The organism is Streptomyces tagetis, from assembly GCF_018069565.1.
Classification (GTDB): domain Bacteria; phylum Actinomycetota; class Actinomycetes; order Streptomycetales; family Streptomycetaceae; genus Streptomyces; species Streptomyces tagetis.
In genome coordinates this window covers 172,549-199,009 of sequence record NZ_JAGPNL010000011.1, presented here as the reverse complement: position 1 = coordinate 199,009, position 26,461 = coordinate 172,549, and the positions used below count along the sequence as shown (strand labels likewise).

21 protein-coding genes, 1 rRNA gene, 2 pseudogenes and 1 riboswitch are annotated in these 26,461 nt (G+C 72.1%); of the genes and pseudogenes, 19 read left to right on the top strand and 5 right to left on the bottom strand.

The features are described 5' to 3' along the window. The first annotated feature begins 6 nt into the window (after window positions 1-6). The 11 genes and pseudogenes from rrf to J5Y05_RS29925 all read left to right on the top strand — a co-directional run bounded on the left by rrf (window position 7) and on the right by J5Y05_RS29925 (window position 10,639). Window positions 7-123: ribosomal RNA gene (gene rrf / locus J5Y05_RS29975) — 5S ribosomal RNA — on the top strand. A 110-nt stretch (window positions 124-233) separates the two neighbouring features. Continuing rightward, window positions 234-842, top strand: a complete 609-nt coding sequence (gene clsA / locus J5Y05_RS29970; RefSeq protein ID WP_053914117.1) for a cardiolipin synthase ClsA — start codon at window positions 234-236, stop codon at window positions 840-842. A 115-nt stretch (window positions 843-957) separates the two neighbouring features. Continuing rightward, the gene (locus J5Y05_RS29965; protein ID WP_210876436.1) at window positions 958-3,453 is read left to right on the top strand and encodes a mannose-1-phosphate guanyltransferase; all 2,496 of its coding nucleotides are present in this window, start codon (window positions 958-960) and stop codon (window positions 3,451-3,453) included. Window positions 3,454-3,625: 172 nt separating this feature from the next. Next, window positions 3,626-4,456, top strand: coding sequence for a DUF881 domain-containing protein (locus tag J5Y05_RS29960; RefSeq protein WP_247615542.1), 831 nt, complete (start codon window positions 3,626-3,628; stop codon window positions 4,454-4,456). Beyond that, window positions 4,456-4,788, top strand: coding sequence for a small basic family protein (locus J5Y05_RS29955; RefSeq protein ID WP_030418696.1), 333 nt, complete (start codon window positions 4,456-4,458; stop codon window positions 4,786-4,788). Before J5Y05_RS29960 ends, J5Y05_RS29955 begins: the two co-directional genes overlap by 1 nt. A gap of 5 nt (window positions 4,789-4,793) precedes the next feature. Next, window positions 4,794-5,786 carry a DUF881 domain-containing protein gene (locus tag J5Y05_RS29950; protein ID WP_210876434.1) on the top strand — a complete coding sequence of 331 codons (993 nt, stop codon included), beginning with the start codon at window positions 4,794-4,796 and terminating at the stop codon, window positions 5,784-5,786. Between the two features lie 61 nt (window positions 5,787-5,847). After that, window positions 5,848-6,738, top strand: a complete 891-nt coding sequence (locus tag J5Y05_RS29945) for an FHA domain-containing protein (protein WP_210876433.1) — start codon at window positions 5,848-5,850, stop codon at window positions 6,736-6,738. Between the two features lie 38 nt (window positions 6,739-6,776). Next, complete coding sequence (ftsR, locus tag J5Y05_RS29940) at window positions 6,777-7,514, top strand: transcriptional regulator FtsR (protein WP_210876432.1); 738 nt, start codon at window positions 6,777-6,779, stop codon at window positions 7,512-7,514. A gap of 85 nt (window positions 7,515-7,599) precedes the next feature. Beyond that, window positions 7,600-8,073, top strand: coding sequence for a bifunctional nuclease family protein (locus J5Y05_RS29935; RefSeq protein WP_030418692.1), 474 nt, complete (start codon window positions 7,600-7,602; stop codon window positions 8,071-8,073). Between the two features lie 187 nt (window positions 8,074-8,260). Then, entirely contained in the window at window positions 8,261-8,941 is a 681-nt protein-coding gene (locus J5Y05_RS29930) for a MerR family transcriptional regulator (RefSeq protein WP_210876431.1), read from the top strand. Window positions 8,942-9,054: 113 nt separating this feature from the next. Next, a pseudogene (locus J5Y05_RS29925) lies at window positions 9,055-10,639 on the top strand (DNA polymerase IV). On the opposite strand, the gene J5Y05_RS29920 reads toward J5Y05_RS29925, so the two are convergent. Next, window positions 10,555-10,932 (bottom strand): PRC-barrel domain-containing protein, encoded by a 378-nt coding sequence (locus J5Y05_RS29920; RefSeq protein WP_210876429.1) that lies wholly within the window; start codon window positions 10,930-10,932, stop codon window positions 10,555-10,557. The pseudogene J5Y05_RS29925 and the gene J5Y05_RS29920 sit on opposite strands and share 85 nt — an antisense overlap. A 146-nt stretch (window positions 10,933-11,078) precedes the next feature. Further along, window positions 11,079-11,174, top strand: a riboswitch (glycine riboswitch). 174 nt (window positions 11,175-11,348) lie between these two features. On the opposite strand from J5Y05_RS29920, the gene gcvP reads away from it, so the two are divergent. Further along, complete coding sequence (gene gcvP / locus J5Y05_RS29915) at window positions 11,349-14,234, top strand: aminomethyl-transferring glycine dehydrogenase (protein ID WP_210876428.1); 2,886 nt, start codon at window positions 11,349-11,351, stop codon at window positions 14,232-14,234. Between the two features lie 76 nt (window positions 14,235-14,310). Here the strand turns inward: gcvP and J5Y05_RS29910 are convergent, their stop codons facing one another. Next, window positions 14,311-14,730, bottom strand: a complete 420-nt coding sequence (locus J5Y05_RS29910; RefSeq protein WP_210876427.1) for a TOBE domain-containing protein — start codon at window positions 14,728-14,730, stop codon at window positions 14,311-14,313. Between the two features lie 429 nt (window positions 14,731-15,159). On the opposite strand from J5Y05_RS29910, the gene kdpF reads away from it, so the two are divergent. The 7 genes from kdpF (at window position 15,160) to J5Y05_RS29875 (ending at window position 23,334) form a co-directional block, all read left to right on the top strand. Then, window positions 15,160-15,258 (top strand): K(+)-transporting ATPase subunit F, encoded by a 99-nt coding sequence (gene kdpF / locus J5Y05_RS29905; RefSeq protein WP_210876448.1) that lies wholly within the window; start codon window positions 15,160-15,162, stop codon window positions 15,256-15,258. 8 nt (window positions 15,259-15,266) lie between these two features. Continuing rightward, window positions 15,267-16,931 (top strand): potassium-transporting ATPase subunit KdpA, encoded by a 1,665-nt coding sequence (gene kdpA / locus J5Y05_RS29900; RefSeq protein ID WP_210876426.1) that lies wholly within the window; start codon window positions 15,267-15,269, stop codon window positions 16,929-16,931. A gap of 29 nt (window positions 16,932-16,960) precedes the next feature. Continuing rightward, window positions 16,961-19,048 (top strand): potassium-transporting ATPase subunit KdpB, encoded by a 2,088-nt coding sequence (gene kdpB, locus J5Y05_RS29895; protein WP_210876425.1) that lies wholly within the window; start codon window positions 16,961-16,963, stop codon window positions 19,046-19,048. A gap of 25 nt (window positions 19,049-19,073) precedes the next feature. Next, complete coding sequence (kdpC, locus tag J5Y05_RS29890) at window positions 19,074-19,727, top strand: K(+)-transporting ATPase subunit C (protein ID WP_210876424.1); 654 nt, start codon at window positions 19,074-19,076, stop codon at window positions 19,725-19,727. A gap of 416 nt (window positions 19,728-20,143) precedes the next feature. Further along, window positions 20,144-21,436, top strand: coding sequence for an extracellular solute-binding protein (locus J5Y05_RS29885; RefSeq protein WP_210876423.1), 1,293 nt, complete (start codon window positions 20,144-20,146; stop codon window positions 21,434-21,436). 6 nt (window positions 21,437-21,442) lie between these two features. Beyond that, window positions 21,443-22,444, top strand: coding sequence for a carbohydrate ABC transporter permease (locus J5Y05_RS29880; RefSeq protein ID WP_210876422.1), 1,002 nt, complete (start codon window positions 21,443-21,445; stop codon window positions 22,442-22,444). Between the two features lie 125 nt (window positions 22,445-22,569). Next, window positions 22,570-23,334, top strand: a complete 765-nt coding sequence (locus tag J5Y05_RS29875) for a carbohydrate ABC transporter permease (protein WP_247615568.1) — start codon at window positions 22,570-22,572, stop codon at window positions 23,332-23,334. A 93-nt stretch (window positions 23,335-23,427) separates the two neighbouring features. Here the strand turns inward: J5Y05_RS29875 and J5Y05_RS29870 are convergent, their stop codons facing one another. The 3 genes and pseudogenes from J5Y05_RS29870 to J5Y05_RS29860 form a co-directional block, all read right to left on the bottom strand. Next, a complete protein-coding gene (locus tag J5Y05_RS29870) occupies window positions 23,428-24,465 on the bottom strand; it encodes a LacI family DNA-binding transcriptional regulator (RefSeq protein WP_210876421.1) in 1,038 nt (345 codons plus the stop codon). A gap of 344 nt (window positions 24,466-24,809) precedes the next feature. Then, a pseudogene (locus J5Y05_RS29865) lies at window positions 24,810-24,995 on the bottom strand (DUF5999 family protein); the annotation flags it as partial. A gap of 382 nt (window positions 24,996-25,377) precedes the next feature. Next, complete coding sequence (locus J5Y05_RS29860; RefSeq protein ID WP_210876420.1) at window positions 25,378-25,965, bottom strand: hypothetical protein; 588 nt, start codon at window positions 25,963-25,965, stop codon at window positions 25,378-25,380. Window positions 25,966-26,461: the final 496 nt, after the last annotated feature.

Below are 26,461 nucleotides of genomic sequence, written 5' to 3'. Positions count from 1 at the left end.
TAGTGTTTCGGTGGTTATAGCGTAGGGGAAACGCCCGGTTACATTCCGAACCCGGAAGCTAAGCTCTACAGCGCCGATGGTACTGCAGGGGGGACCCTGTGGGAGAGTAGGACGCCGCCGAACTCCTTTTACAGCTCCGGCTCTTGGGCGATATGCCCCGAGAGCCGGAGCTTTTTCGCGTTGAGGTAGGCTCGGCGGGCATCATCGGCTCATTTCCCCCAGGAGGCCCCCGCGTGGAGGTCCAGGAGACCCGCGTGCAGACCGACCGGGTCCTCACCATCCCGAACATTCTCAGCATGGCCCGCCTCGCCGGCGTACCGCTCTTCCTGTGGCTGATCCTCCGGCCGGAGTTCGGCGGCCCGCAGAGCGACGGCTGGGCCCTGCTCGTGCTGGCCCTCAGCGGAGTCAGTGACTACCTGGACGGGAAACTCGCCCGGCGCTGGAACCAGATCAGCAGCCTCGGCCGGCTCCTGGACCCCGCGGCCGACCGGCTGTACATCCTGTCCACCCTGCTCGGCCTCACCTGGCGCGAGATCCTGCCGCTCTGGCTCACCCTCGTCCTTCTCGCCCGCGAGGCCGTCCTGCTCGTGATGGTCGGCATCCTCCGGCGCCACGGCTATCCGCCGCCCCAGGTGAACTTCCTCGGGAAGGCCGCCACCTTCAACCTCATGTACGCCTTCCCGCTGCTTCTGCTGAGCGACGGAAGCGGATGGATCGCGTCACTCGCCGCTGTTTTCGGATGGGCGTTCGCAGGATGGGGTACAACGCTCTACTGGTGGGCAGGAGTTCTCTACGTGGTACAGGTCCGACGCTTGGTACGCGCGGACACCGAGGCCGATTGAACTCACCGATTGTGCGGCCGGAGCGGCCGGATGGCCCGTGCGGCAGAAGTGCGGGACAATCTGGAGGGGTGCAGGTCGGCCTGACCGTCGTCTCTCAGAGGAGGACGCTTCCGACATGAAGGCTGTCGTGATGGCCGGAGGCGAAGGCACACGCCTTCGCCCCATGACCTCGAGCATGCCCAAGCCGCTCCTGCCGGTGGTCAACCGGCCGATCATGGAGCACGTGCTGCGGCTGCTCAAGAAGCATGGGCTCAGCGAGACCGTCGTCACGGTCCAATTCCTGGCGTCCCTCGTCAAGAACTACTTCGGCGACGGCGAAGAGCTGGGCATGGAGCTCTCCTACGCGAACGAGGAGAAGCCGCTCGGTACCGCCGGCAGTGTCAAGAACGCCGAGGAGGCGCTCAAGGACGATGCCTTCCTCGTCATCTCCGGCGATGCCCTGACCGACTTCGACCTCACCGATCTGATCAATTTCCACAAGGAAAAGGGTGCGCTCGTCACCGTATGCCTGACACGTGTCCCCAATCCGCTGGAATTCGGCATCACCATCGTCGATGACGAAGGCAAGGTCGAACGGTTCCTGGAGAAGCCGACCTGGGGCCAGGTCTTCTCGGACACCGTGAACACGGGTATCTACGTCATGGAACCCGAGGTCTTCGACTACGTGGAGGCCGACGTCTCCGTCGACTGGTCCGGCGACGTCTTCCCGCAGTTGCTGAAGGACGGCAAGCCCATCTACGGCTATATCGCCGAGGGCTACTGGGAGGACGTCGGCACCCACGAGAGCTATGTGAAGGCCCAGGCCGACGTCCTCGAAGGCAAGGTCGACGTCGACATGGACGGTTTCGAGATCTCGCCCGGGGTGTGGGTCGCCGAAGGCGCCGAGGTGCACCCCGAAGCAGAACTGCGCGGCCCCCTCTACATCGGCGACTACGCCAAGGTCGAGGCCGGCGCCGAGATCCGCGAGCACACCGTCGTCGGCTCCAACGTCGTCGTCAAGAGCGGAGCCTTCCTCCACAAGGCCGTCGTCCACGACAACGTGTACGTTGGTCCGCACAGCAACCTGCGCGGCTGCGTCGTCGGCAAGAACACCGACATCATGCGGGCCGCGCGGATCGAGGACGGCGCGGTCATCGGCGACGAATGCCTCATCGGCGAGGAATCGATCGTCCAGGGCAACGTGCGGGTCTACCCGTTCAAGACCATCGAGGCCGGCGCCTTCGTCAACACCTCGGTCATCTGGGAGTCCCGCGGCCAGGCGCACCTCTTCGGCGCCCGCGGCGTCTCCGGCATCCTCAACGTCGAGATCACCCCGGAACTGGCCGTCCGGCTCGCGGGCGCCTACGCGACCACCCTCAAGAAGGGGTCCACGGTCACCACGGCCCGCGACCACTCGCGCGGCGCCCGCGCGCTGAAGCGGGCCGTGATCTCCGCCCTCCAGGCCAGCGCCATCGACGTGCGGGACCTGGAGAACGTCCCGCTGCCCGTGGCACGGCAGCAGACCGCGCGGGGCAGCGCCGGCGGCATCATGATCCGCACCACGCTCGGCGTGCCGGACTCGGTCGACATCATGTTCTTCGACAGTGAGGGCGCCGACCTGTCCCAGGGCAGCCAGCGCAAGCTGGACCGGGTCTTCGCGCGGCAGGAGTACCGGCGCGCGTTCCCCGGTGAGATCGGCGACCTGCACTTCCCGTCCAGCGTGTTCGACTCGTACACCGGCTCGCTGCTGCGGAACGTCGACATCGGCGGGATCGCCGAGTCGGGGCTCAAGGTGGTCGTGGACGCCTCCAACGGCAGCGCCGGGCTCGTCCTGCCCTCCCTCCTCGGGAAGCTGGGCGTCGACTCGCTGACCATCAACCCGGGCCTGGACGAGTCCCGGCCGACGGAGTCGGCCGACGTGCGCCGCTCCGGACTGGTACGGCTCGGCGAGATCGTCGCGTCCTCGCGGGCCGCGTTCGGCGTGCGCTTCGACCCGGTCGGCGAGCGGCTCTCCCTGGTGGACGAGAAGGGCCGCATCATCGAGGACGACCGGGCCCTGCTGGTGATGCTCGACCTGATCGCCGCCGAGCGGCGCAGCGGGCGGGTGGCGCTGCCCGTGACGACCACCAGGATCGCCGAACAGGTCGCCGCCTACCACGGCACCCAGGTCGAGTGGACGACGACGTCCCCGGACGATCTGACCCGCGTGGGCGGCGAGGAAGGGACCATCTTCGGCGGCGACGGCAAGGGCGGCTTCATCGTCCCCGAGTCCAGCCGCGTCTACGACGGCACCGCCGCCTTCGTCCGCCTGATCGGGCTTGTCGCCCGCACCCAGCTCACCCTGAGCCAGATCGACGCGCGCATCCCGCGGGCTCACGTCCTCAAGCGGGACCTGGCCACCCCGTGGGCCGTCAAGGGCCTGGTGATGCGGCGGGTCGTCGAGGCGGCCGGAGACCGCTTCGTGGACACCACCGACGGCGTCCGGGTCGTCGAGACCGACGGGCGCTGGGTGATGGTGCTGCCCGACCCGGCCGAGGCCGTCACCCACCTGTGGGCCGAGGGGCCCGACGACGCCTCCGCGCAGGCCCTGCTCGACGAGTGGTCGGCGGTCGTGGACAGCGCCGGACGGTAAAACCACCCTCCACGCGCGCGTGCCGGACAAGTGTCCCCAAGGGGGCCTGTCCGGCACGCCGGTGGGCCCGTTCGGAAGCAAGCGGCCGAAGCGTGCGACGATGTGCGGCATGCCGCAGCAACCCCCCGTTCGGAGCACATCCACGCGGCGGCCCGCACGCCCGGACGCCTCCATGTCGTTGATCACCAACGTGATGGACCACAGCCTCGACGAGGGCTACGCCGAGGCTGCCGCGCGGAAGAAGGCCGAGGGCACCGGCACACGGCCGAAGACGGTCCGCTCCCAGCTCGGGCTCGCGGCCGGACTGGTGCTCGCGGCCCTGGTCGTCACGGTCGGCGCGGCCCAGGCGCGGGTCGCCGCCCCCGTCGTCGCCAAGGAGCGCGAGGAGCTGATCGACCGCATCGCGGGGGAGACCGACGCCGCGGACAGGCTGGAGAAGGACGTCGACGAACTCCGCGACGACGTCGACGCGCGCCGGCGCGAGGCGCTGGAGAAGACCGGCGACAGCGATCCCTCCGACCTCGTCGGCATGCTCGCCGGCGCCGTCGCGGTGCACGGGCCCGGGGTGAGACTCGTCGTCGACGACGCCAAGGACACCACCGGCGGCGACGGACGGCCGCGCGGCACCTCCGGCTTCGCCGACACCGGCCGGCTCCGCGACCGCGACATGCAGCGCGTGGTCAACGGCCTGTGGGAGTCCGGGGCGGAGGCCGTCTCCATCAACGGGCAGCGGCTGACCGCCCTGTCGGCGATCAGGGCCGCCGGAGACGCGATACTGGTCGACAACAGGCCGCTGGTGCCGCCGTACACGGTGCTCGCGGTGGGGGACGGCAAGCGGCTCGCCACGGCCTTCCAGGACAGCGCCGACGGGCTGTACCTGCACGCCTTGCAGGAGAACTACGGCATCCGCACGGCCCTGTCCCAGGCGGGGGACCTCCGGCTGCCCGCCGCACCGAGTGTGATCGTACGAACCGCACAGCCGATAACCGGGAAGGGCACATAGTGATCGCCGTACTGGGCCTCGTCGTGGGAGTCGTGGCCGGCCTGTTGGTACAGCCCGAGGTGCCGGCGGCCGTCGAGCCGTACCTGCCGATCGCCGTCGTGGCGGCGCTCGACGCGGTCTTCGGCGGTCTGCGGGCCATGCTCGACGGCATCTTCGACGACAAGGTCTTCGTGGTGTCGTTCCTGTCCAACGTGGTGGTCGCCGCGCTGATCGTGTTCCTCGGCGACAAGCTCGGCGTGGGCGCCCAGCTCTCCACCGGCGTCGTGGTCGTGCTCGGCATCCGCATCTTCTCCAACGCCGCGGCGATCCGCCGGCACGTCTTCCGGGCGTGAGGCCGATGAGCGACCACGACGAGCGGCCCGACGACCGCCTCCGCAAGCCCCTCCCCCCGTGGGTGCCGCCGGCCGACCGGCCCGGGAAGAGCGAGCGGCCCGCCGAACCGGCGGAGGGCGCCCCCGGGGAGCCCACCGCGCCCCCGGACGCCCCGCCCCCGGCCCGGGACGACGCCCCGCTCCCGGCCTCGGACGACGCCCCGCCTCCGGCCCCGGACGCCCAGCCCCCGGCCCCGGACGACGCCCCGCCCCCGGACCCGGAGCCCCCGGCTCCGCTGACCGGCCGGGAGCGCCTGGTGAACGGCCTGTGGCCGCCCCGCGTCACCCGGGCCCAACTCATCGTCGCCCTGCTCCTGTTCGGCCTTGGCTTCGGCCTGGCCGTCCAGGTGGCCTCCAACAGCGGTGGCGACAGCGCGCTGCGCGGAGCCCGCCAGGAGGATCTGGTCCGCATCCTCGATGAACTCGACGACCGCACGGAGCGTCTGGAGGATGAGAGGCAGGGTCTGGAGAAGCAGCGCGAGGAGTTGGAGAACAGCTCCGACCAGGCGGAGGAGGCCCGCAGGCAGACGCTGGAGAAGGAGCGTCAACTCGGCATCCTCGCGGGCACCGTGGCCGCGCAGGGGCCCGGCATCACGGTGACGATCGAGGACACGATGGGGACGGTCGAGGCGGACATGCTGCTCGACGCCATCCAGGAGCTGCGCGCGGCGGGTGCCGAGGCGATCCAGGTGAACGGCGTGCGGATCGTGGCCGGCACCTATCTGACGGAATCAGGCAAGAGTGTGAGCGTCGACGGGAACAAGATCAACGCGCCCTATCGTTTCCAGGTCATCGGCAAGCCGCAGGACCTCGAACCGGCACTCAACATCCCTGGGGGCGTCGTGCAGACTCTCGAAAAGGAACAGGCCACCGTTACTGTGGAGCGGTCGAGCAAGATCGTCGTGGACGCCTTGCGAGCGGCGAAGCGGCCTGACTACGCTCGGTCGTCCTCCCGGTGAACCGGCGGTGCATGCGCGGCGACCGGCGAGGGCATGAGGTTGCGGGGGGTCGGCGCACCGATTGGGTGGTGCGTGGTGGAAACTGTCTGGTGGAGACGGACGTTGTGAAGGTGTCCGGGTCGGCCAGTACGTTCAGTCAGGGTTCGTCCTGCCCCACGGGCGGGTCTGTTTCGGTCAAGGGGAATCGCCCGTGAAGTTGTTTGCGAAGTTGTTCGGCAAGAGCCCGCGAGAGGGCCGCGACAACGCCACTGCCCGCCACCGCGCGGAGCAGTCCGAGGCGGACGGCCGGCGTCCGCTGTTCCGGGACCAGGTGGCTGGTCCGGGCGGTGACACTTCCGGTGGTCAGGGCGCGGCGTCCGTTGACCCCGCGCAGCCCGGAGGCATAGGTTTCGGGCAATCGCGGCAGGAGGACTCCATGTCGGCCCTGGTCTGTACGAGGTGCGGAAACCGCAACGGGGAGAACAGCCGCTTCTGCTCCCACTGCGGCGCTCCGCTGCGTGGCGGGGCGGCTCCGGAGCGCTCCTCCGAGACGACGTCCACGATCTCCATCTCCGGCCTGGAGGCGTACGACGCCGAGGTCACCGGACAGACGGCGATGCCGTCCCTGTCGCCCGAGGCGCAGGCGGCCGTCGACGCGCTGCCGCTGGGCTCCGCGCTCCTCGTGGTGCGCCGCGGTCCGAACTCGGGCAGCCGCTTCCTGCTGGACGGCGAGCTGACCACCGCGGGCCGTCATCCGCAGAGCGACATCTTCCTGGACGACGTGACGGTCTCGCGCCGGCACGTGGAGTTCCGCCGTGGCGCGGACGGCTCGTTCACGGTCGCCGACGTCGGCAGCCTGAACGGTACGTACGTCAACCGGGAGCGGATCGACCAGGTCGCGCTGTCCAACGGCGACGAGGTGCAGATCGGCAAGTACCGGCTGGTCTTCTACGCGAGCCAGCGGGGCTACTGACTCTCCCCCGGACCGGTCCGGGGGACCAGGGAAGGTCCATGCTTCAAACACCGAGCGGTGGTGCCGGACACGGCACCACCGCCGCGGACAGTGGGCTGATGAGCATCGGCACGGTGCTGCACGCGCTGCGCGACGAGTTCCCCGACATCACCATCTCCAAGATCCGTTTCCTGGAGGCGGAGGGGCTCGTCGAGCCGCGGCGGACCCCCGCCGGATACCGCAAGTTCAGCGCGGGCGACGTCGAGCGGCTCGGCCAGGTGCTGCGCATACAGCGGGACCACTACCTGCCGCTCAAGGCGATCCGGGAGCACCTGGACGCCGTGGAGCGCGGCGAGGCCGTGCGGCTGCCCTCCCTCGGCCGGCCGCGGGACGGAGAGTTCCCCGAGGTCACCGACGAGGGGCCGACGGCCGCCCGGCTCGGCCGCGACGAGCTGCTCGCCGCGGCCGGGATCGAGAGCGGCGACCTGGAGGAGTGGGAGTCCTACGGGCTCATCGCGCCGCTGCCCGACGGGGCGTACGACGCCGAGGCCGTCACCGTGGCCGCGCTCGTCACCGAGCTGGGGCGGTTCGGGATCGAGCCGCGCCACCTGCGGGTGATGAAGGCCGCCGCCGACCGGGAGGCCGGTCTGGTGGACCAGGTGGTGGCCCCGCTGAGGCGCCACCGCAACCCGCAGACCAGGGCACATGCCGAGGAGCGCACCAACGAGCTGGCGGGGCTGACGGTGCGGCTGCACGCGGCGCTGGTGCGGACCGCCCTCGGGGTGCGCCTGCCCTGAACCGGCCGGGCCCCGGGCCCGGATCTCTCCCACCCGTGCCCGGCCCGACTACCCAAAGGTCCCGGGCACGGCCTAGGGTTGCTGTGTGAACGAGCTCGATGTCGTAGGTGTCCGGGTCGAGATGCCCTCCAACCAACCGATCGTGCTGCTGCGCGAGGTGGGAGGCGACCGCTACCTTCCCATCTGGATCGGACCGGGCGAGGCGACGGCGATCGCCTTCGCCCAGCAGGGCATGGCTCCGGCACGGCCGCTGACCCACGACCTGTTCAAGGACGTGCTGGAAGCCGTCGGCCAGGAGCTCACGGAAGTACGCATCACGGACCTGCGTGAGGGGGTCTTCTACGCCGAGCTGGTCTTCGCGAGCGGAGTCGAGGTGAGCGCCCGGCCGTCCGACGCCATAGCGCTCGCCCTGCGCACCGGAACGCCGATCTACGGCAGCGACGAGGTACTCGACGACGCCGGCATCGCCATTCCGGACGAGCAGGAGGACGAAGTGGAGAAGTTCCGCGAGTTCCTCGACCAGATCTCGCCGGAGGACTTCGGCACCAGCAACCAGTGATCCGCGGGCCGCTCCGGAGCGGCCCCACCACCGGCCTCCGGGCACATTCGGCTAGCCTTTCCCCGCGGTGGGTCACGCGAAACCACTCGAAGGGTGATTATCACTCGGCGTGCCGAGTGTGGCGATCGTTGACGCACCCTTGGTGACTGCCTACCGTCGAGGAGGCAGGTCAAGGACGGAGGTCGGCGTGAGGATCAGCGGCGACGGTACGGCTGGGGATGGCGCCGGCGGCCTCGGGGCGGGCGGACCGTATCCGCCACCGGGTTCCAGGCTCCGGCCGGGCGGGGGACACGCCCCGCACGGTGGCAGGGCCGACCACGCTCCGCAGCGACCGACGGCCGTGCCCGGCGGCGGAGGAGCGAGGGCCATGGCGACCGAGCAGATCGGCTACCGCGGGCCGACGGCCTGCGCGGCGGCCGGCATCACCTACCGGCAACTCGACTACTGGGCCCGCACCGGGCTCGTGGAGCCCAGCGTGCGGCCCGCGCACGGCTCCGGGACCCAGCGCCTGTACAGCTTCCGCGACGTGGTCGTCCTGAAGGTCGTCAAGCGGTTCCTCGACACCGGCGTCTCCCTTCAGAACATCCGCACCACCGTCCGGCACCTGCGGGAGCAGGGCTTGGGCGACCTGGAGCGGATGACGCTGATGAGCGACGGCGCCACGGTCTACGAGTGCACCTCGCCCGACGAGGTGCACGCGCTGCTCCAGGGCGGCCAGGGCATCTTCGGCATCGCCGTCGGCGTGGTCTGGCGGGACGTCGAGAGCGCCCTGTCGCAGCTCCACGGCGAGCGGATCGACACGGGGGAGACCCTCGTCGGGCACAATCCGGCCGACGAGCTGGCCCGGCGCCGGAACAGGGCGGTCTGAGGCCCCTCGGCGGCCCGCTGGGGCCCGCGCGCCGCTGTGCCGTCGGCCAAAGCCCGGCCCAGGGCCCGCGGGCCCCAGCGCCGTTGTCAGTGGCGTAGGGCAGCATCGGAGACGTGAGAGCCGCGCCCACCATCCTGCACCTGGACATGGACGCCTTCTTCGCCTCGGTGGAGCAGGCGTCCAAGCCGAGTCTGCGCGGGAAGGCCGTCGTCGTGGGCGGGCTCGGGCCCCGGGGCGTGGTCGCCACCGCCTCCTACGAGGCCCGCGTCTTCGGGGTGCACTCCGCGATGCCGATGGGCCAGGCCCGCCGGCTCGCCCCGCATGCCGCCTGTCTGGTGCCGCGCTTCGGGCTGTACCGGTCGATCAGCGAGCAGGTGATGGGCCTGCTGCGGGCGCTGTCGCCGCTGGTGGAGCCGTTGAGCCTCGACGAGGCATTCGTCGACCTGGAGGCCGGCGGGGCCGCCTGGGACGCCGCCTCGGCGCGGCGGGCCGGGGCGCGGCTGCGGGCCTCGATCCGGGAGGCCACCGGTCTGACCGGCTCGGTGGGGCTGGCCGCGTCCAAGATGCTCGCCAAGATCGCCTCCGAGGAGGCCAAGCCCGACGGACTGGTGCTGATCGAGCCGGGCACCGAGCGGGAGCTGCTGGCCCCCCTGCCCGTGCGCACCCTGCCCGGCGTCGGTCCGGCCACCGGCGACCACCTGCGCCGGGCCGGCATCACCACCGTCGGCGAGATCGCCGAGGCGGGCGAGGACGAGCTGGTGCGGCTGGTCGGCAAGGCCCACGGTCACGGCTTGTACGCGATGGCGCTGGCCCACGACGACCGGCCGGTGGTCGCCGAGCGGGAGACCAAGTCGGTCTCGGTCGAGGACACCTACGACGTGGACATCCACGACCGGGTACGGGTGGGGGTGGAGGTGCGGCGGCTGGCCGACCGGTGCGTGCGGCGGCTGCGTGAGGCCGGGCTGTCCGGGCGGACCATCGTCCTCAAGGTCCGCCGTTACGACTTCTCCACGCTGACCCGCTCCGAGACGCTGCGCGGGCCCACGGACGATCCGGGCGTGGTCCGGGAGGCCGCCGGGCGGCTGCTGGACGCGGTGGACACCACGGGCGGGGTGCGGCTGCTCGGGGTCGGCGTCAGCGGTCTCGCCGACTACACGCAGGAGGACCTGTTCGCGCAGGCGGCGGGGGAGCGGGCCGCCGAACCGGCCGAGGAGCCCGCCGAGCCCGCCGGGCGGCGGACCGAGGAGCCGGCCGCGCGCCGGTGGCCCTCGGGGCACGATCTGCGGCACGCGCGGTTCGGGCACGGCTGGGCGCAGGGCAGCGGTCTGGGGCGGGTCACGGTGCGGTTCGAGACGCCGTACTCCGGGCCGGGCCGGGTGCGGACCTTCCCGGTGGACGATCCGGAGCTGGAACCGGCGGAGCCGCTGCCGCTGGTCCCGCCCGGCAAAGGCGAAGGAGAAGGCAAAGGAGAAGGCGAGGCCAAGGACGAGACCGGTGACGGCCCCGACGAGCCCGGCGCGTGACCGGCCCCGCGCCGAGGCGCCCCGGGGGCGGTACGGCCGGCGTGCGGCGCCCCCGGGCCCGGCTCCGTACCCCACCCGCCCGGCGGTGGGTCAGGTGTCCTCGCTGCCCTGGCCGGCCAGATTGCCGAAGTCGCGGTCGGGCGGCGGGGGAGGGGCGGCCACGTCGAGGCCGTAGTGGTGGTAGAGCTGGAGCTCCTGCTCCGGGGAGAGGTGGCGGCCGACGCCGAAGTCGGGGGCCTCCTTGACCAGGGCCCGGTCGAAGGGCACGCGCAGGGTGCCGTCCACGAGTTCGCTGGGCTCCAGCGGCACGAAGGCGTCGCGGCTGAAGAACCCGGTCCGTATGGCCGCCCACTCGGGGATGCCGGTGGCGTCGTCGAGATAGACCTCGTCGATGGTGCCGATCTTGGTGCCGTTGCGGTCGAACGCCTTGCGGCCGATCAGGTTGCGCGGGTCGATGTCGGTACGCACGGGCCCTCCACTGGGTCGCACAGCATCCGGCGAAATCACCGTAGCTCCTACAAAAGGGCACATCGGGTCGTACGGCCACTCGAAGCCCGGGGTGTCCACGGACCGGACCGGCCGGCGGCCTCGCTGGTAGGCTGGCAAACGGCTGACGATCCCGTGCGGGAGAGTCCTCCGGGGGTCTCCGGAGGCGCCGAAGGAGCAACTCCTCCCCGGAATCTCTCAGGCTCACGTACCGCACGGACGAGGTCACTCTGGAAAGCAGGGCGGGTGTCGACGGCTTCCGCTCTCACCGACGGTGAAAGCCGGCGCCCTCGGGCGGCCCGGTGAAGCTCTCAGGTCGAGATGACAGAGGGGGAGGCCGTCCGGGCACCCGCGCCGTGGTGCCCCTCGAAGGTCGCGCAGACCAGGAGGCCCCCGCCATGACCGTCCCCCGCACACCGCTCTCCGCGCTCGAAGCGGCCATGCCCTTCGAACAGCGCCATATCGGCCCCGACGCCGAGGCACGGGCCAAGATGCTCGCGCAGGTCGGTTACGGATCGCTCGACGAGCTGACGGCCGCCGCGGTCCCCGATGTGATCAAGAACGCCGACGCGCTGGACCTGCCGGACGCGCGCTCCGAGGCCGAGGTGCTGGCCGAGCTGCGCTCCCTCGCCGACCGCAACCAGGTCCTCGACTCGATGATCGGCCTTGGCTACCACGGGACCTTCACCCCGCCGGTCATCCTGCGCAACATCATGGAGAACCCGGCCTGGTACACCGCGTACACCCCGTACCAGCCCGAGATCTCGCAGGGCCGGCTGGAGGCCCTGCTCAACTTCCAGACCACGGTCGCCGACCTCACCGGCCTGCCGACCTCGGGCGCCTCGCTGCTCGACGAGGGCACCGCCGCCGCCGAGGCGATGGCCCTGTCCCGGCGCATGGGCAAGAACAAGAAGGGCCTGTTCCTCGTCGACGCGGACGCCCTGCCGCAGACCGTCGCCGTGATCCGCACCCGCGCCGAACCGACCGGCGTCGAGGTCGTCGTCGCCGACCTGAGCGAGGGCATCCCCGCCGAGGTCGCCGAGCGCGAGATCAACGGCGTGCTCGTCCAGTACCCGGGCGCCTCCGGTGCCGTACGCGACATCAGGCCGCTGATCGAGCAGGCGCACGGACTCGGCGCCCTCGTCACCGTCGCCGCCGACCTGCTCGCCCTCACCCTGATCACCTCGCCCGGCGAGCTGGGCGCCGACATCGCCGTCGGCACCACGCAGCGCTTCGGCGTGCCGATGGGCTTCGGCGGACCGCACGCCGGCTACATGGCCGTGCGCGAGCGGTTCGCGCGCAGCCTGCCCGGCCGCCTCGTCGGCGTCTCCGTGGACGCCGACGGCAACCGCGCCTACCGCCTCGCGCTCCAGACCCGCGAGCAGCACATCCGCCGCGAGAAGGCCACCAGCAACATCTGCACCGCGCAGGTGCTCCTCGCCGTCATGGCCGGCATGTACGCCGTCTACCACGGCCCCGAGGGGCTGCGGACCATCGCGCGGCGCACCCACCGCTACGCCCGTCTCCTCGCCGCGGGCCTGGCCGCCGGCGGCGTCGAGATCGTGCACGGCGCCTACTTCGACACCGTCACCGCCCAGGTGCCCGGCCGCGCCGCCGAGGTCGTCGCCGCCGCCCGCGAGAACGGCATCAACCTGCGGTTCGTCGACGCCGACCACGTCTCCGTCGCCTGCGACGAGACCACCACCCGCGCCCAGGTCGGCGGCGTCTGGCACGCCTTCGGCGTCGAGGGCGACCTCGACGTGCTGGACGCCTCGACCGACGACGCCCTGCCCGCGGCGCTGCTGCGCACCGACGAGTACCTGACGCACCCCGTCTTCCACCAGCACCGTTCCGAGACGGCGATGCTGCGCTATCTGCGCCGGCTCGCCGACCGCGACTACGCGCTGGACCGCGGCATGATCCCGCTCGGCTCGTGCACCATGAAGCTCAACGCCACCACCGAGATGGAGCCGGTGACCTGGCCCGAGTTCGGCGCCCTGCACCCCTTCGCGCCGGCCGAGCAGGCGCAGGGCTACCTCACCCTCATCCGGGAGCTGGAGGAGCGGCTGGCCGAGGTCACCGGGTACGACCGGGTCTCGCTCCAGCCCAACGCCGGCTCGCAGGGCGAGTTCGCCGGACTGCTCGCCGTCCGCGGCTACCACCGCGCCAACGGCGACGAGCAGCGCACCGTCTGCCTCATCCCGTCCTCCGCGCACGGCACCAACGCCGCCAGCGCGGTCATGGCCGGCATGAAGGTCGTCGTCGTCAGGACCGCCGAGGACGGCGAGGTCGACATCGACGACCTGCGCGCCAAGATCGAGCAGTACCGCGACGAGCTGGCCGTGCTGATGATCACCTACCCGTCGACGCACGGCGTCTTCGAGGAGCACGTCGCCGACATCTGCGCCCGGGTGCACGAGGCGGGCGGCCAGGTGTACGTGGACGGCGCCAACCTCAACGCCCTGGTCGGCCTCGCCAAGCCCGGCCACTTCGGCGGCGACGTCTCGCACCTGAACCTGCACAAGACCTTCTGCATCCCGCACGGCGGCGGCGGTCCCGGCGTCGGCCCGGTGGCCGTGCGCGAGCACCTGGCGCCGTACCTGCCCAACCACCCGCTCCAGCCCGGCGCCGGCCCGAGCACGGGCGTCGGACCGGTCTCCGCGGCCCCGTGGGGCTCGGCCGGCATCCTGCCGATCTCCTGGTCGTACGTCCGGCTCATGGGCGGCGAGGGGCTCAAGCGGGCCACGCAGGTGGCCGTGCTCTCCGCCAACTACATCGCCAAGCGCCTGGAGCCGCACTACCCGGTCCTCTACACCGGTCCCGGCGGGCTGGTCGCGCACGAGTGCATCATCGACCTGCGCCCGCTGACCAAGGCGACCGGCGTCAGCGTCGACGACGTCGCCAAGCGGCTGATCGACTACGGCTTCCACGCGCCGACCATGTCCTTCCCGGTGGCGGGGACGCTGATGATCGAGCCGACCGAGTCCGAGGACCTGGCCGAACTCGACCGGTTCTGCGACGCGATGATCGCCATCCGGGCGGAGATCGAGAAGACCGGCTCCGGGGAGTGGCCGGCCGACGACAACCCGCTGCACAACGCGCCGCACACCGCCGCCGCGCTGGCCGGCGACTGGGAGCACGCGTACACCCGCGAGGAGGCCGTCTTCCCGGCCGGGGCGCCGGCCGCGGACAAGTACTGGCCGCCGGTGCGCCGGATCGACCAGGCATTCGGCGACCGCAACCTCGTCTGCTCCTGCCCGCCGCTGGACGCGTACGAGGACTGATCCCGGCCCCCGAGGAGGGGCCCGTGCGAGGGGCTCCGTCCCGGCCGCGTGACGGCCGGGGCGGGGCCCTTCGCCGTCACCCGGTCGCCAGCGACACCTCGGTCGACTTGATCAGCGCCACGACCGGCACCCCGGCCGACAGGCCCAGTTCCTCCACGGCCTCCCGGGTGATCACGGCGGTGAGTCCGGCGCCCTCGGCGTCGACCTTGACCAGGGCCATGGCGGCGCCGGTGGTGACGCCGGTGACCGTGCCCGGGAGCACGTTGCGGATGGAGACGCCGTCGACGGGGGCGGTGGCCAGGGAGACCTCGGTCGACTTGACCAGCGCGCGCACGGCCGAGCCGGGGACCAGGCCCAGTTCCTCCACGGCCTCCCGGCTGATCGCCGCGGTGAGTTCCTGGCCGCCGGCCAGACGGACGCGGACCGTCGCCATGGCCGCGCCGGGGAGGACGGCGGTGACGGTGCCGGGAAGCTGGTTGCGGATGCTCAGGCTCATGGGGGCGCCTCGCTGACGAGTCAGTTCGGGGGACGTGGAGGAGATATCGGGCGGTATGTCCCGTAGGGCGCGCTCACCGTAACCCGCGCGGCGCGTCCGTCCCGGGACGTGCGGCGCCGCGTCGCCGGCCGGGGGCTCGCGTCCCGGCCGCGCGCCCGCCGCGGGCGTCACCCCTGCGCGCTCCCCGTCGTGGCGCACCCGGCCGGGAGCCGTCAGAGCGGTATCAAGGGCGGACAGGCCGCCGTAAGGGACACATCAACGGTGGTCGTTCCCGGTCCGGCAGCCGATTTCCTCGGACCGTACGCCTGTCCCCGCCGACCCGACCCCCCGGGAGCGCACGATGGCCGACGCCGCCTACCTCGCCCTCACGATCGCGGTCTTCGCGCTCGTGGCCCTCGTCGCGCGCGGGGTGACGAAGCTGTGAGCGCCGTGAGCGTCGAGACCGCCGAAGACGTCGTCGGCCTCATCGCCGCCGTCGCCCTGCTGGGCTACCTCGTCCTCGCCCTGATCTTCCCGGAGAGGTTCTGAGCGCCGCGATGGGTCCCGTCACCGCCGGCGTCCTCCAGGCGCTCGCCCTCCTGGGCGCCCTCGCGCTCGTGTACGTTCCCCTCGGCGACCACATGGCCCGCGTCTACTCCTCCGCCCGGCACCTGCGCGTCGAGCGGTGGATCTACCGGGCCGTCGGCGCCGACCCGGACACCCGGATGCGCTGGCCCGCCTACCTGCGCGCGCTCCTCGCCTTCTCCCTGGCCGGGGTCGTCCTGCTCTACGTGCTCCAGCGCCTCCAGGGCGTCCTGCCGGGCTCCCTCGGCTTCGCCTCCGTCCCGCCGCCGCAGGCGTTCAACACGGCCGCCTCCTTCGTGACCAACACCGACTGGCAGTCGTACGCCGGGGAGCAGACCCTCGGGCACGTCGTGCAGACCGGTGGCCTCGCGGTGCAGAACTTCGTCTCCGCCGCCGTCGGCATGGCCGTCGCCATCGCCCTCGTCCGGGGCTTCGCCCACACCCGCACCGCCGAACTCGGCAACTTCTGGGCCGACCTGGTGCGCGGCGTCGTCCGCGTCCTGCTCCCGCTCGCCGTCGTCGCCGCGCTCGTCCTCGCTGCCTGCGGGGTCGTCCAGAACTTCGCCGGCGTCCACGAGGTCGGCCAGTTCACCGGCGGCGCCCGGCAGTGGGACGGCGGCGCGGTCGCCTCCCAGGAGGCCATCAAGGTCCTCGGCACCAACGGGGGCGGCTACTTCAACGCCAACAGCGCCCACCCCTTCGAGAACCCGACGCCCTTCACCAACCTCTTCCAGGTCTTCCTGCTCCTCGTCATCCCGGTCGCCCTGACCCGCACCTTCGGCGTCCTGGCCGGCTCGGTGCGACAGGGCTACGCGATCCTGGCCGCCACGGCCGTCATCTGGGCCGGATTCCTCGCGCTGATGACGTGGACCGAGTTCGCCCACCGAGAGGGGGCCCTGCGGATCGCGGGCGGCGCCCTGGAGGGCAAGGAGGTGCGCTTCGGGGTCGCCGGGTCGGCCCTGTTCGCGGTGAGCACCACGCTCACCTCCACCGGCGCCGTCGACTCCGCGCACTCCTCGTACACCGGACTCGGCGGCGGGATCGCCCTGCTCGGCATGGCGCTCGGCGAGATCGCGCCCGGCGGCGCCGGCTCCGGCCTCTACGGCATGCTGATCATGGCGGTCATCGCCGTCTTCCTCGCCGGGCTGATGGTCGGCCGCACCCCGGAGTACCTGGGCAAGAAGATCGGCCCCCGCGAGATCAAACAGGCCGCGCTCTACCTCCTGGTCACCCCCGCGCTGGTGCTCGTCCTCACCGCCCTGTCCATGGCCCTGCCGACCCCGCGGCACTCGATGCTCAACCCGGGCGCGCACGGCTTCACCGAGGTGCTGTACGCCTTCACGTCCGCCGCCAACAACAACGGCTCCGCCTTCGCCGGGCTCGACGCCAACACCGACTGGTTCAACACCACGACCGGGCTCGCCATGCTCCTGGGTCGCTTCCTGCCGATCGTCTTCGTCCTCGCCCTGGCCGGATCGCTGGCGGGCCGCCGGCCGACCCCGGTCACCGCGGGCACCCTGCGCACCGAGAAACCCCTGTTCGCCGGTTTGCTGGTGGGCACCATCCTGATCGTCGGCGCGCTCACCTACGTCCCGGCGCTGGCCCTGGGCCCGCTGGCCGAGGGGCTGGCGCGATGACCGGCCCCCGAAGGAGGCCCGAGGAGAACATGACCGCTTCCGCGCCGGCCACCCCACCGCACCGCCGCAGGTCCCGCGCCCACCACGCCGCCCGGCGCCAGGCCGGCCCCGGCTCCTTCGGCCCGGCGCAGCTCGCCGCCGCGCTGCCCGACGCGCTGCGCAAGCTCGACCCGAGAGTGCTGCTCTCCTCGCCCGTGATCTTCGTGGTGTGGACCGGCTCGGTGCTGACCACCGTCTTCTCCTTCGCCGACCCGGGCGACTGGTTCGGCTGGACCATCAGCGCCTGGCTCTGGCTGACCGTGGTCTTCGCCAACCTCGCGGAGGCGGTCGCCGAGGGCCGCGGCAAGGCACAGGCCGACACCCTGCGCCAGGCCCGTACCGACACCGTGGCCCGCAAGGCCGACGGGAGCGTGGTGCCGGGCACCGAGCTACGGGTCGGGGACCTGGTCGTCTGCGAGGCCGGGGACGTGATCCCGGGCGACGGGGACGTGGCCGAGGGCGTCGCCTCGGTCGACGAGTCCGCGATCACCGGGGAGTCGGCGCCGGTCATCCGCGAGTCCGGCGGGGACCGCAGCGCCGTCACCGGCGGTACGCGGGTGCTCTCCGACCGGATCGTCGTCCGGATCACCACCCGGCCCGGCGAGACCTTCATCGACCGCATGATCGGCCTGGTCGAGGGCGCGGCCCGGCAGAAGACCCCGAACGAGATCGCGCTCAACATCCTGCTCGCCTCGCTGACCATCGTCTTCCTGCTGGCCTGCGCCACCCTCGCCCCGTTCGCCGCCTACGCGGGCACCCGGCTCACCCTGGTCGTGCTGGTCGCCCTGCTGGTCTGCCTGATCCCGACCACCATCGGCGCCCTGCTCTCCGCGATCGGCATCGCCGGCATGGACCGCCTGGTGCGCCGCAACGTGCTCGCCATGTCCGGCCGGGCGGTCGAGGCGGCCGGCGACGTCTCCACGCTGCTGCTGGACAAGACGGGCACGATCACGCTCGGAAACCGGCGGGCGGCCGGCTTCGTGCCGGTGCCCGGCGGTACGGAGGCGGAGGTGGCGGAGGCGGCGCTGCTCTCCTCGCTGGCCGACGAGACGCCCGAGGGCCGCTCCATCGTCTCCCTCGCCGAGGACGCGTACGGACTCGGCGACCGCTACCGGGAGCGGCCGGAGGGCGCCCGGTGGATCGCCTTCTCCGCGCAGACCCGCATGTCCGGTGTGGACCTCGCCGGACGCCGGGTCCGCAAGGGCGCGGCGGACGCCGTCACCGCCTGGGTGGGCCGGCTCGGCGGGCAGGTCTGCGAGGAATTGCGCGAGCCGGTCGAACGGATCGCCACGGCGGGCGGCACCCCCCTGCTGGTGGCGGTCGAGGACGAACACGGCGCCCGCGTGCTCGGCGTCATCCACCTCAAGGACGTCGTCAAACCCGGCATGTCCGAACGGTTCGCGGAACTGCGCCGGATGGGCATCCGCACCATCATGATCACGGGCGACAACCGGATGACCGCGGAGGCGATCGCCCGGGAGGCCGGTGTCGACGACTTCCTCGCGGAGGCCACCCCCGAGGACAAGATGACGCTGATCAAACAGGAGCAGGCGGCCGGGAAGCTGGTCGCCATGACCGGTGACGGCACCAACGACGCGCCCGCGCTCGCCCAGGCCGACGTCGGGGTGGCGATGAACAGCGGGACCTCCGCCGCCAAGGAGGCCGGCAACATGGTCGACCTCGACTCCGACCCGACCAAGCTCATCGAGGTCGTCGAGATCGGCAAGCAGCTCCTCATCACCCGGGGCGCGCTGACCACGTTCTCCGTCGCCAACGACGTCGCCAAGTACTTCGCGATCATCCCGGCGCTCTTCGCCGCGGTCCACCCCGGCCTGGAGAAGCTGAACGTGATGCGGCTGGCCTCGCCGGACTCGGCGATCCTCTCCGCGGTCGTCTTCAACGCGCTGGTCATCGTCGCCCTGGTGCCGCTCGCACTGCGGGGCGTCGCCTACCGGCCGGCGGGCGCGGACCGGATGCTCCGGCGCAACCTCGCCGTCTACGGACTCGGCGGGCTCGTCGCCCCCTTCGCCGGCATCAAACTCATCGACCTGCTCCTCTCCCTGTTCCCCGGGCTGTGACGGCCCCGAAAACGTGGTGATCTCCGTGAACGCCTCCGTCTCCTCCAACGCCCGCCTGCTCGGGGCGGCCCTGAAGGCGCTGCTCGCGCTGACCGCGCTGACCGGCGTCCTGTATCCGCTCGCCGTCACGGGCGTCGCCCAGGGCCTGTTCCCGGGCAGGGCCGACGGCTCGCAGGTGTCGGCCGGGGGCCGGGTCGTCGGCTCCTCGCTCATCGGGCAGCCGTACGACCTGCCGGGCGGTTCGCGGCCCGACCCCCGCTGGTTCCAGGGCCGGCCCGCCGACGGGCTGACCGAGAACACCCTCAACACCCGTTACCGGCTCCTGGTCTCCGGGGCGACCAACCTGGCGGCCGACAACCCCGTGCTCATCCGGCGGGTCGAGGACGCCCGCGCCGCCGTCGCCCGGTTCGACTCGGTGCCGGGCCACCCCGTCCGGCCGTCCGACGTCCCCGCCGACGCGGTCACCTCCTCCGGCTCCGGCCTGGACCCGGACATCTCCCCGCGGTACGCCCGCCTCCAGGTGCGCCGGGTGGCCCGGGAGAACGGCCTGCCCGTCGACCGGGTACGGGCGCTGGTCGACCGGCACACCGAGGGCCGCGACCTCGGCTTCATCGGGGAGCCGCGAGTGAACGTGCTCGCGCTCAACACCGCCCTCGGGGCGCTCGCGGCGAAGGGCTGAGCGGGCACGGGGGCGGGAGGGCCGAGGGGGCGATGCCGGCCGGACCGGCGTGAGGGCGGGCGGGGCCGAGCGTCGGAGGGCGGTGAACGGGCGCTCCCGGGGGCGGGCGGAGGCCGGCGGCAGCGGTGGGGAGCCACCGTCGCCGCCGGCCCGTCGCGTGGACGGGGTGCACGCAGAGTACCGCTTAACGTTCGCCGAAGCGGCCGAAAGTTTCGCCTTCGGGCACGCCCCTTCCGGGCTGCCGGGCCGCTCCTGTGGTGACCGGAGACAGATTCATCATGCCCAAGGGCTTGCCACGGTTTGCGGCCTGTCTCTAGGGTGCGGCAACAACGCAGCTTTCTGGATTTTCTCCGAAACTTTCGGAACGGATCAGCGGACGGCCGCAGCGACGCCGTCCCGTACTCAAGGAGCGCATGATGGGCGACCCGGCACTGTCCCGCCGCAACTTCATGGCGGCCTCCGCCGCGGCAGGTCTGGGCATGACCGCACTGAGCGGCTGCGGCGGCGACTCCGACGCGGGCTCGTCGGGGACGACGACCGTCGAGTGGTGGAACATCTCCACGACCCAGCCGACCAAGGACGTCTGGGACGCGCTCGCCAAGCAGTTCGAGGCGGAGAACCCCAAGGTCAAGATAAAGATCGTCCAGTTGGAGAACGACGCCTACAAGTCGAAGATGACCGCGCTGACCGCCTCCGGGAAGCTCCCCGACATCTTCCACACCTGGGGCGGCGGCGTCCTGAGGCAACAGGTCGACGCGGGCCTCGTCGAAGACCTCACCGAGCGGACGAAGCCGTGGGCCGACGGTCTGCTGCCGGTCGCCAAGGAGCCCTACCTCGTCGGCGACGCCGTGTACGGCATCCCCTTCGACATCGGCATGGTCGGCTTCTGGTACAACAAGGCGCACTTCGAGAAGGCCGGCATCACCACGCCGCCCACCACCTGGAGCGGCTTCCTCGACGCCGTACGCGCCCTCAAGTCCTCCGGCACCACCCCCATCGCCCTGGCCGGCAAGGAGAAGTGGCCCGGCATGTACTACTGGGCCTACCTGGCGATGCGCACCGCCGGCGCCGACGCCCTCCAGAAGGCCGGCGACGACAAGGACTTCACCGGCGAAGACTTCGTCCAGGCCGGACAGCACCTCCAGGAACTCGTCGACCTCCAGCCCTTCCAGAAGGGGTTCCTCGGCGCCGCCTACTCCACCCCCACCGGCCAGGCCGCCACCGTCGGAAACGGCAAGGCCGCCATGGAGCTGATGGGCCAGTGGGCCCCGGTCGTCGAGGCCGACGCCGGCAAGGGACTCGGCGACGGACTCGGCTTCTTCCCGTTCCCCGGCGTGGAGGGCGGCAAGGGCGCGATCACCGAGGTCTTCGGCGGAGGCGGCGGCCACGCGCTGCGCCGGGGCGCCCCGCAGGCCGCCGTCGACTTCCTGAAGTTCTTCGCCTCCGCCGCCACCGACCGCGAACTCGTCCGCAAGACGGGTGTCCTGCCCGTGGTCCCGGCCGCCGAGGACGCCCTCGCCGACCCCAACCTCCAGGCCGTCCAGAAGCAGCTCAAGGGCACCACCGGCTTCCAGCTCTACCTCGACCAGGCATACGCCCCCGCCGTCGGCCAGGAGGTCAACGACAGCGTCGCCGCGCTCATCGCCGGCTCCAAGTCCCCCCGGCAGGTCGCCGAGTCGATCACGAAGACCGCCAAGGAAGAGCAGTAGCCCGCGATGACCTCCACCTTCCTGCCGGACCGGCGGACCGGCCCCGGCGCCGCCGCCCCACCGCCCCCGGCCGCCGGCGCGGACCGGGGGCGGGCCCGGCGCCGCGCCGTCCACTGGCTCACCGCGGTCGGCTTCCAGATCCCCGCGCTGATCCTCTTCATGGTCCTGGTGCTGCTGCCGATCCTCTTCGCGCTGTACGCCGCGTTCTTCCGCTGGGGCGGCTTCGGCATGCCGTCCGACTACATCGGCACCGAGAACTTCAGCCGGCTCTTCGCCGACCCGGTCTTCCTCGGCGACCTGTGGCGCTGCCTGCTCCTGGTCGTCCTCTCCCTCGCCCTGCAACTGCCGTTCGCGCTGGCCATGGCCGTGCTGCTCAACCAGCGGATGCGCGGCCGGGCCGTGTACCGGATGCTGTTCTTCGCCCCGTACGTGCTCTCCGAGGCCATCACCGGCGTGCTCTTCAGCATGATCTTCGCGCCGGGCGACGGGCTCGCCGACCAGGTCCTCGGCAGCATCGGCCTGGGGGGAGTGGGCGGGGAGTGGTTCGCCGACCCCTCGATGGTGATGGCGACCCTCTTCCTGGTCATGACCTGGAAGTACTTCGGCTTCCACATGATGCTCTACCTGGCCGGACTCCAGTCCATCCCGAAGGAGTTGAACGAGGCGGCGCTCATCGACGGCGCCAACGCCTGGCAGCGCCTGCGCAGCGTCACCCTGCCCCTGCTCGCGCCCACCCTGCGGATCAGCGTCTTCCTGTCCGTCATCGGCGCGATCCAGCTCTTCGACCTGGTGTGGGTGATCACCCAGGGCGGCCCCGACCACCACTCCGAGACCATGGCCGTGACCCTCTTCCAGTTCGGGTTCAAGCGTTACCAGGTCGGCTACGCCAGCGCGATCAGCGTGGTCATGTTCGGCATCAGCCTCGTCTTCGCCCTCGCCTACCAGCGGTTCGTGCTCCGGCGCGACCTCCAGGGGGCCACCACGACCATGCGAGGAGGCGGCACGTGACGCTCGCCCACAAGACCCTGCCCGAGCGCCCCGCCCCGGCGCCCGCCGCGGGCACGCCGAAGCGCGGCCGGCGGACCGGCCGCTCCCTGCCGCTGCACGTGGTGCTGATCACCGTGGGCGCCGTGATGGCGGTCCCGCTGCTCTACGCGGTGCTCTCCGGCTTCAAGTCCACCGACCAGCTCTCCCGCAACCCCATCGGACTGCCCGACCCGTGGGTGACCTCCAACTACACCGACATCCTGGTCTCCGGCTCGTTCTGGCAACTGGTCGGCAGCAGCACGCTGATCGCCGTCTCCACCACGGTCCTCGTCGTCGCGGTCTCGGCACTGGCCGCCTTCTCCTTCGCCCGGTTCGCCTTCCGGGGACGGGAGTTGCTGTTCACGCTGTTCACGATGGGGCTGATGTTCCCCTTCGCGGTCGCGGCCCTGCCGCTCTTCCTGCTGCTGCGCTCCCTCGGGCTGCTGGACAACCCGCTGGGCGTGATCCTGCCGCAGGCCGCCTTCGGGCTGCCGATGACCATCATCATCCTGCGTGGTTTCTTCCGGGAGATCCCGGGAGAGCTGGAGGAGGCGGCCACGCTGGACGGCTGCGGGCCCTTCGGCTTCTTCTGGCGGGTGCTGCTGCCCATGGCACGGCCCGCCCTCGGCACGGTCTCCGTGCTGGCCGTGGTCACCAGTTGGAACAACTTCTTCCTGCCGTTGCTGGTCTTCACCGAGTCCACCTGGTGGACCATCCCGATCGGCGTGCAGCAGTTCCAGGGCCAGTACGCGGCCGACACCGCGCGGGTCTTCGCCTACCTGGTCCTCGCCATGGTGCCGGCCCTCGCCTTCTACTCCCTCGCCGAACGCCAGCTCGTGGGGGGCCTGGCGGCCGGGGCCACGAAGGGGTGAGGGCGCGGGGAGCCTGCGGCGGGGTCAGGCGGCGGGGGCCGGGCCGGTCGGGGTCAGGCGGTGGGGGCCGGGCGGTCGGGGTCAGCCGTCGGGTCAGCCGGTGGGCGGGGGTGCCGTGCTCGACCGGATCACCAGCTCCGTCCCCAGCTCCACCCGGGGCGCGTCCGGCTGCTCGTCGCGGGTCAGGCGCAGGACCGTGCGCGCGGCCAGCTTGCCCATGTCGGCCAGCGGCTGGCGCACGGTGGTCAGCGGCGGGGAGGACCAGCGCACTTCCGGAAGGTCGTCGAAACCGACCACGCTCATGTCCTGCGGCACCCTCCGGCCCCGCCGGCGCAGTGCCTCGATCGCGCCGAGCGCCATCTGGTCGCTGGCCGCGAACAGCGCCGTCGGCGGATCGGCCAGGTCCAGCAGTGTTTCGCAGCCCGCGCAGCCGGACTCGGCACGGAAGTCGCCGGGGACGATGAGCCGTTCGTCGACCGTGACACCGGCGCCCTCCAGGGCGGCCCGGTAGCCGTCCAGACGGGCCCGGGAGCAGAGCAGGCGCGGAGGACCGGCGATCAGGCCGATCCTGCGGTGGCCGAGGGCCAGCAGATGTTGCGTGGCCGCCAGCCCGCCCGCCCAGTTGGCGGCGCCGACCGTCGGCACGTCCAGCGAGGGCGAGCCCGCCGGGTCGACGACCACCAGCGGCACGCCGAGGATGCGCAACTCCTCGTGCAGCACCGGGTCCAGGGCGGAGGTGACGAGGACGACGCCGTCGGAGGCGCGTGCGCGCAGGTTGCGCATCCACTCGCGGGCGTCGCCGGAGCGTCCGTGGATCGCCGACACCACCGTGCCGACCCCGGCCGCGTGGCCGACCTCCTCCACGCCCCGGATGATCTCCACGGCCCAGGGGCTGTCGAGGTCGTTGAAGACCAGGTCGATCAGGGCGGCCCGGCGGCCGGGTGAGGCGGCGCGTCGCCGGTAGCCGTGCCGGCGCAGCAGGTCCTCCACGCGGGCCCGGGTCCCCGGCGCCACGTCCGAGCGTCCGTTGACCACCCGGGACACGGTCGGCACCGAGACGCCCGCGTGCCGGGCGATCTCCGTGATCGTGACCCTGCCCCGGCCTCCGGACGCCGCCCCGTCTGCCGTCACGTCCCGCACCTCCGTCGCCGCCCACCGGTGAAACTTCCAGGAGTCTTCCGGAAACCGGGCGCCGGGGGGAAGCGTTCCGGGGGAGAAACGGACGGAAGACCCGGGTGATGCGCGGCGCGATGTGGTGAGGGTCCGTCACCAGGCGTGCTGTCGAGGGGTGTTGGGGCGAGGCCGGGTGTGTTGTCGGGTACGTCGTCGGGGTGGCGTCGGATGCCGCGAGCGGGGAGCCCGTGCGCGGTGGGGGCGTACGGAGTGGGGCGTACGGAGCGGGGGCGTACGGAGTGGCCGCGGACGGCGTCGTCCGTACGGACTCGGTCTGCCCGGAGGTGAGGAGCCGCGCGTGCTCAGACCGAGGTGAGCGGGCGGTGCGGGGCGATGACCCGCCCGTCGGGCAGCAGTTCGCCGGTGTCCTCGAAGAGCACGACACCGTTGCAGAGCAGGCTCCAGCCCTGCTCCGGGTGGTGGGCCACGAGCCGGGCGGACTCCCGGTCGGGGGAGCCGGCGGAGGGGCACGGCGGCCGGTGCGGGCACCGGTGTCCGGCGCGATGCCCACCGTCACGGTCCTCGGCGGTGTGGGTCTCGTGGTGCGACGTGGTGGTGCCGTTCTCGCCACGCGGTGTGGTGGGGTCCGACGCGCGGTGTGACGCGGTGGGGTCCGACGCGCGGTGCGACGCGGTGGCGTCCGTCTCGCGGTGCGGTGTGGTGGTGCCCGTCTCGTGGTGTGCAGGGTCGTTCATGCTCGCCCCCGTGGTGGTGGGTCGGTCGCCACCAGTGTTGTCCCGGAGGACGGCGGTCCGCAGGTTTTTCGCGGTACCGCCGCCCGCCGGGGGGAGGGTGTCACCCGCGCGGGCGGCTCGTTCACCCTCCCCTGTCACTCGGGTGTCCCGGGGCCGGTCGCCCCGGGCCGCGCCGTCAGGCGGCGGGGGAACGGAGCAACTGGGCCGGGCGTACCCGGTGGGTCAGCACCGGGAGGAGTTCGGCGACCCGGTGGAGACGGTGGGCCGCGACGCCGGGCGGCGCCGGCGCGAGCGGTACCAGCAGGTCGCCGGCGTCCGGGTGGCCGCCCGCGGGGTCGGCCGTACGGTCGCCGTGCAGCCACAGCGCGAGCATGTACAGCCCCGGGATCGACAGCAGCCGGGCCTGGTAGGGCTGGCCCAGGGTCTCCGCCTGGCGCAGGGCGCGCTCGGTCGAGGCGATGTAGGGGCCCTCGAAGAAGCGGGAGAAGGCCCAGCCGTCGGGGGTCGGCATGGTGTCCGCCGCGGCGACCGCGCGGTCGCCGGAGCGGATCAGGAACCGCCAGCCGGTCAGGCGGGTGGCCGTCACGCCCTCGGGGGTCGTCGCGTCCAGGACGTGCACGGGGAGCGGCAGCTCGGGCGTGAGCGGCCCCTGTGCGGCCAGCAGGGACGGGGTGCGGGCCTCCCGGACCGCGGTGGGCGACGACAGGGCGGTCAGGACGGAACGCAGCGCGGGCGCGGGAGCCGGGGGGACATGCAGCGGCATGGTGGGTCGCCTCTCATTCGAAGCACGGTGGCGCGAGTGCGCGGGGCGGACGACGCTGTCAGCACACGGGGTCGCGGAGGCAGGGACCGGGGTCCGGGGACAGGCCGAGACGTGGACGGGTGCGCGCCGGTTGCCGGCTCGCCGGTGAAAACCTCGGCCGTGGGCACCGGTCCTCTGCCCTGCCCGGAGTTTATACGACATATGTTCAGGGCGTGTTTCGGCTAGCCGTTCCGGGCGGCCGGAACAAGGGCCCATCCGGTCGTCGATTTGCTGTAATAAATCCGGATTCCGCGCCGGCGGTACGGCGATGACCTCGGGAAATGACGGCGGGGCGGTCGGCCCATTCTCGTCGGTGTTTTTCACGAGTTTCCGCACTCCGTGACCCGCCGGCCACCGTCATGCCTAGTGAATGTGCCAGCGGTCACACCGACTCAGGGTAGCGGGTACCGGACCCCCGCGGGGACGTTATCGATCGCTTCCGCTGGGCATCATCCAC

Coding starts and splice junctions, on each gene's coding strand:
- J5Y05_RS29880 (WP_210876422.1), top strand. CDS start 21,443: ATGACCTCCACCTTCCTGCCGGACCGGCGGACCGGCCCCGGCGCCGCC.
- kdpB (WP_210876425.1), top strand. CDS start 16,961: ATGACCGCTTCCGCGCCGGCCACCCCACCGCACCGCCGCAGGTCCCGC.
- gcvP (WP_210876428.1), top strand. CDS start 11,349: ATGACCGTCCCCCGCACACCGCTCTCCGCGCTCGAAGCGGCCATGCCC.
- J5Y05_RS29860 (WP_210876420.1), bottom strand. CDS start 25,965: ATGCCGCTGCATGTCCCCCCGGCTCCCGCGCCCGCGCTGCGTTCCGTC.
- J5Y05_RS29950 (WP_210876434.1), top strand. CDS start 4,794: ATGAGCGACCACGACGAGCGGCCCGACGACCGCCTCCGCAAGCCCCTC.
- J5Y05_RS29875 (WP_247615568.1), top strand. CDS start 22,570: ATGGCGGTCCCGCTGCTCTACGCGGTGCTCTCCGGCTTCAAGTCCACC.
- J5Y05_RS29965 (WP_210876436.1), top strand. CDS start 958: ATGAAGGCTGTCGTGATGGCCGGAGGCGAAGGCACACGCCTTCGCCCC.
- J5Y05_RS29885 (WP_210876423.1), top strand. CDS start 20,144: ATGGGCGACCCGGCACTGTCCCGCCGCAACTTCATGGCGGCCTCCGCC.
- kdpA (WP_210876426.1), top strand. CDS start 15,267: ATGGGTCCCGTCACCGCCGGCGTCCTCCAGGCGCTCGCCCTCCTGGGC.
- ftsR (WP_210876432.1), top strand. CDS start 6,777: ATGCTTCAAACACCGAGCGGTGGTGCCGGACACGGCACCACCGCCGCG.
- J5Y05_RS29960 (WP_247615542.1), top strand. CDS start 3,626: ATGTCGTTGATCACCAACGTGATGGACCACAGCCTCGACGAGGGCTAC.
- J5Y05_RS29910 (WP_210876427.1), bottom strand. CDS start 14,730: ATGAGCCTGAGCATCCGCAACCAGCTTCCCGGCACCGTCACCGCCGTC.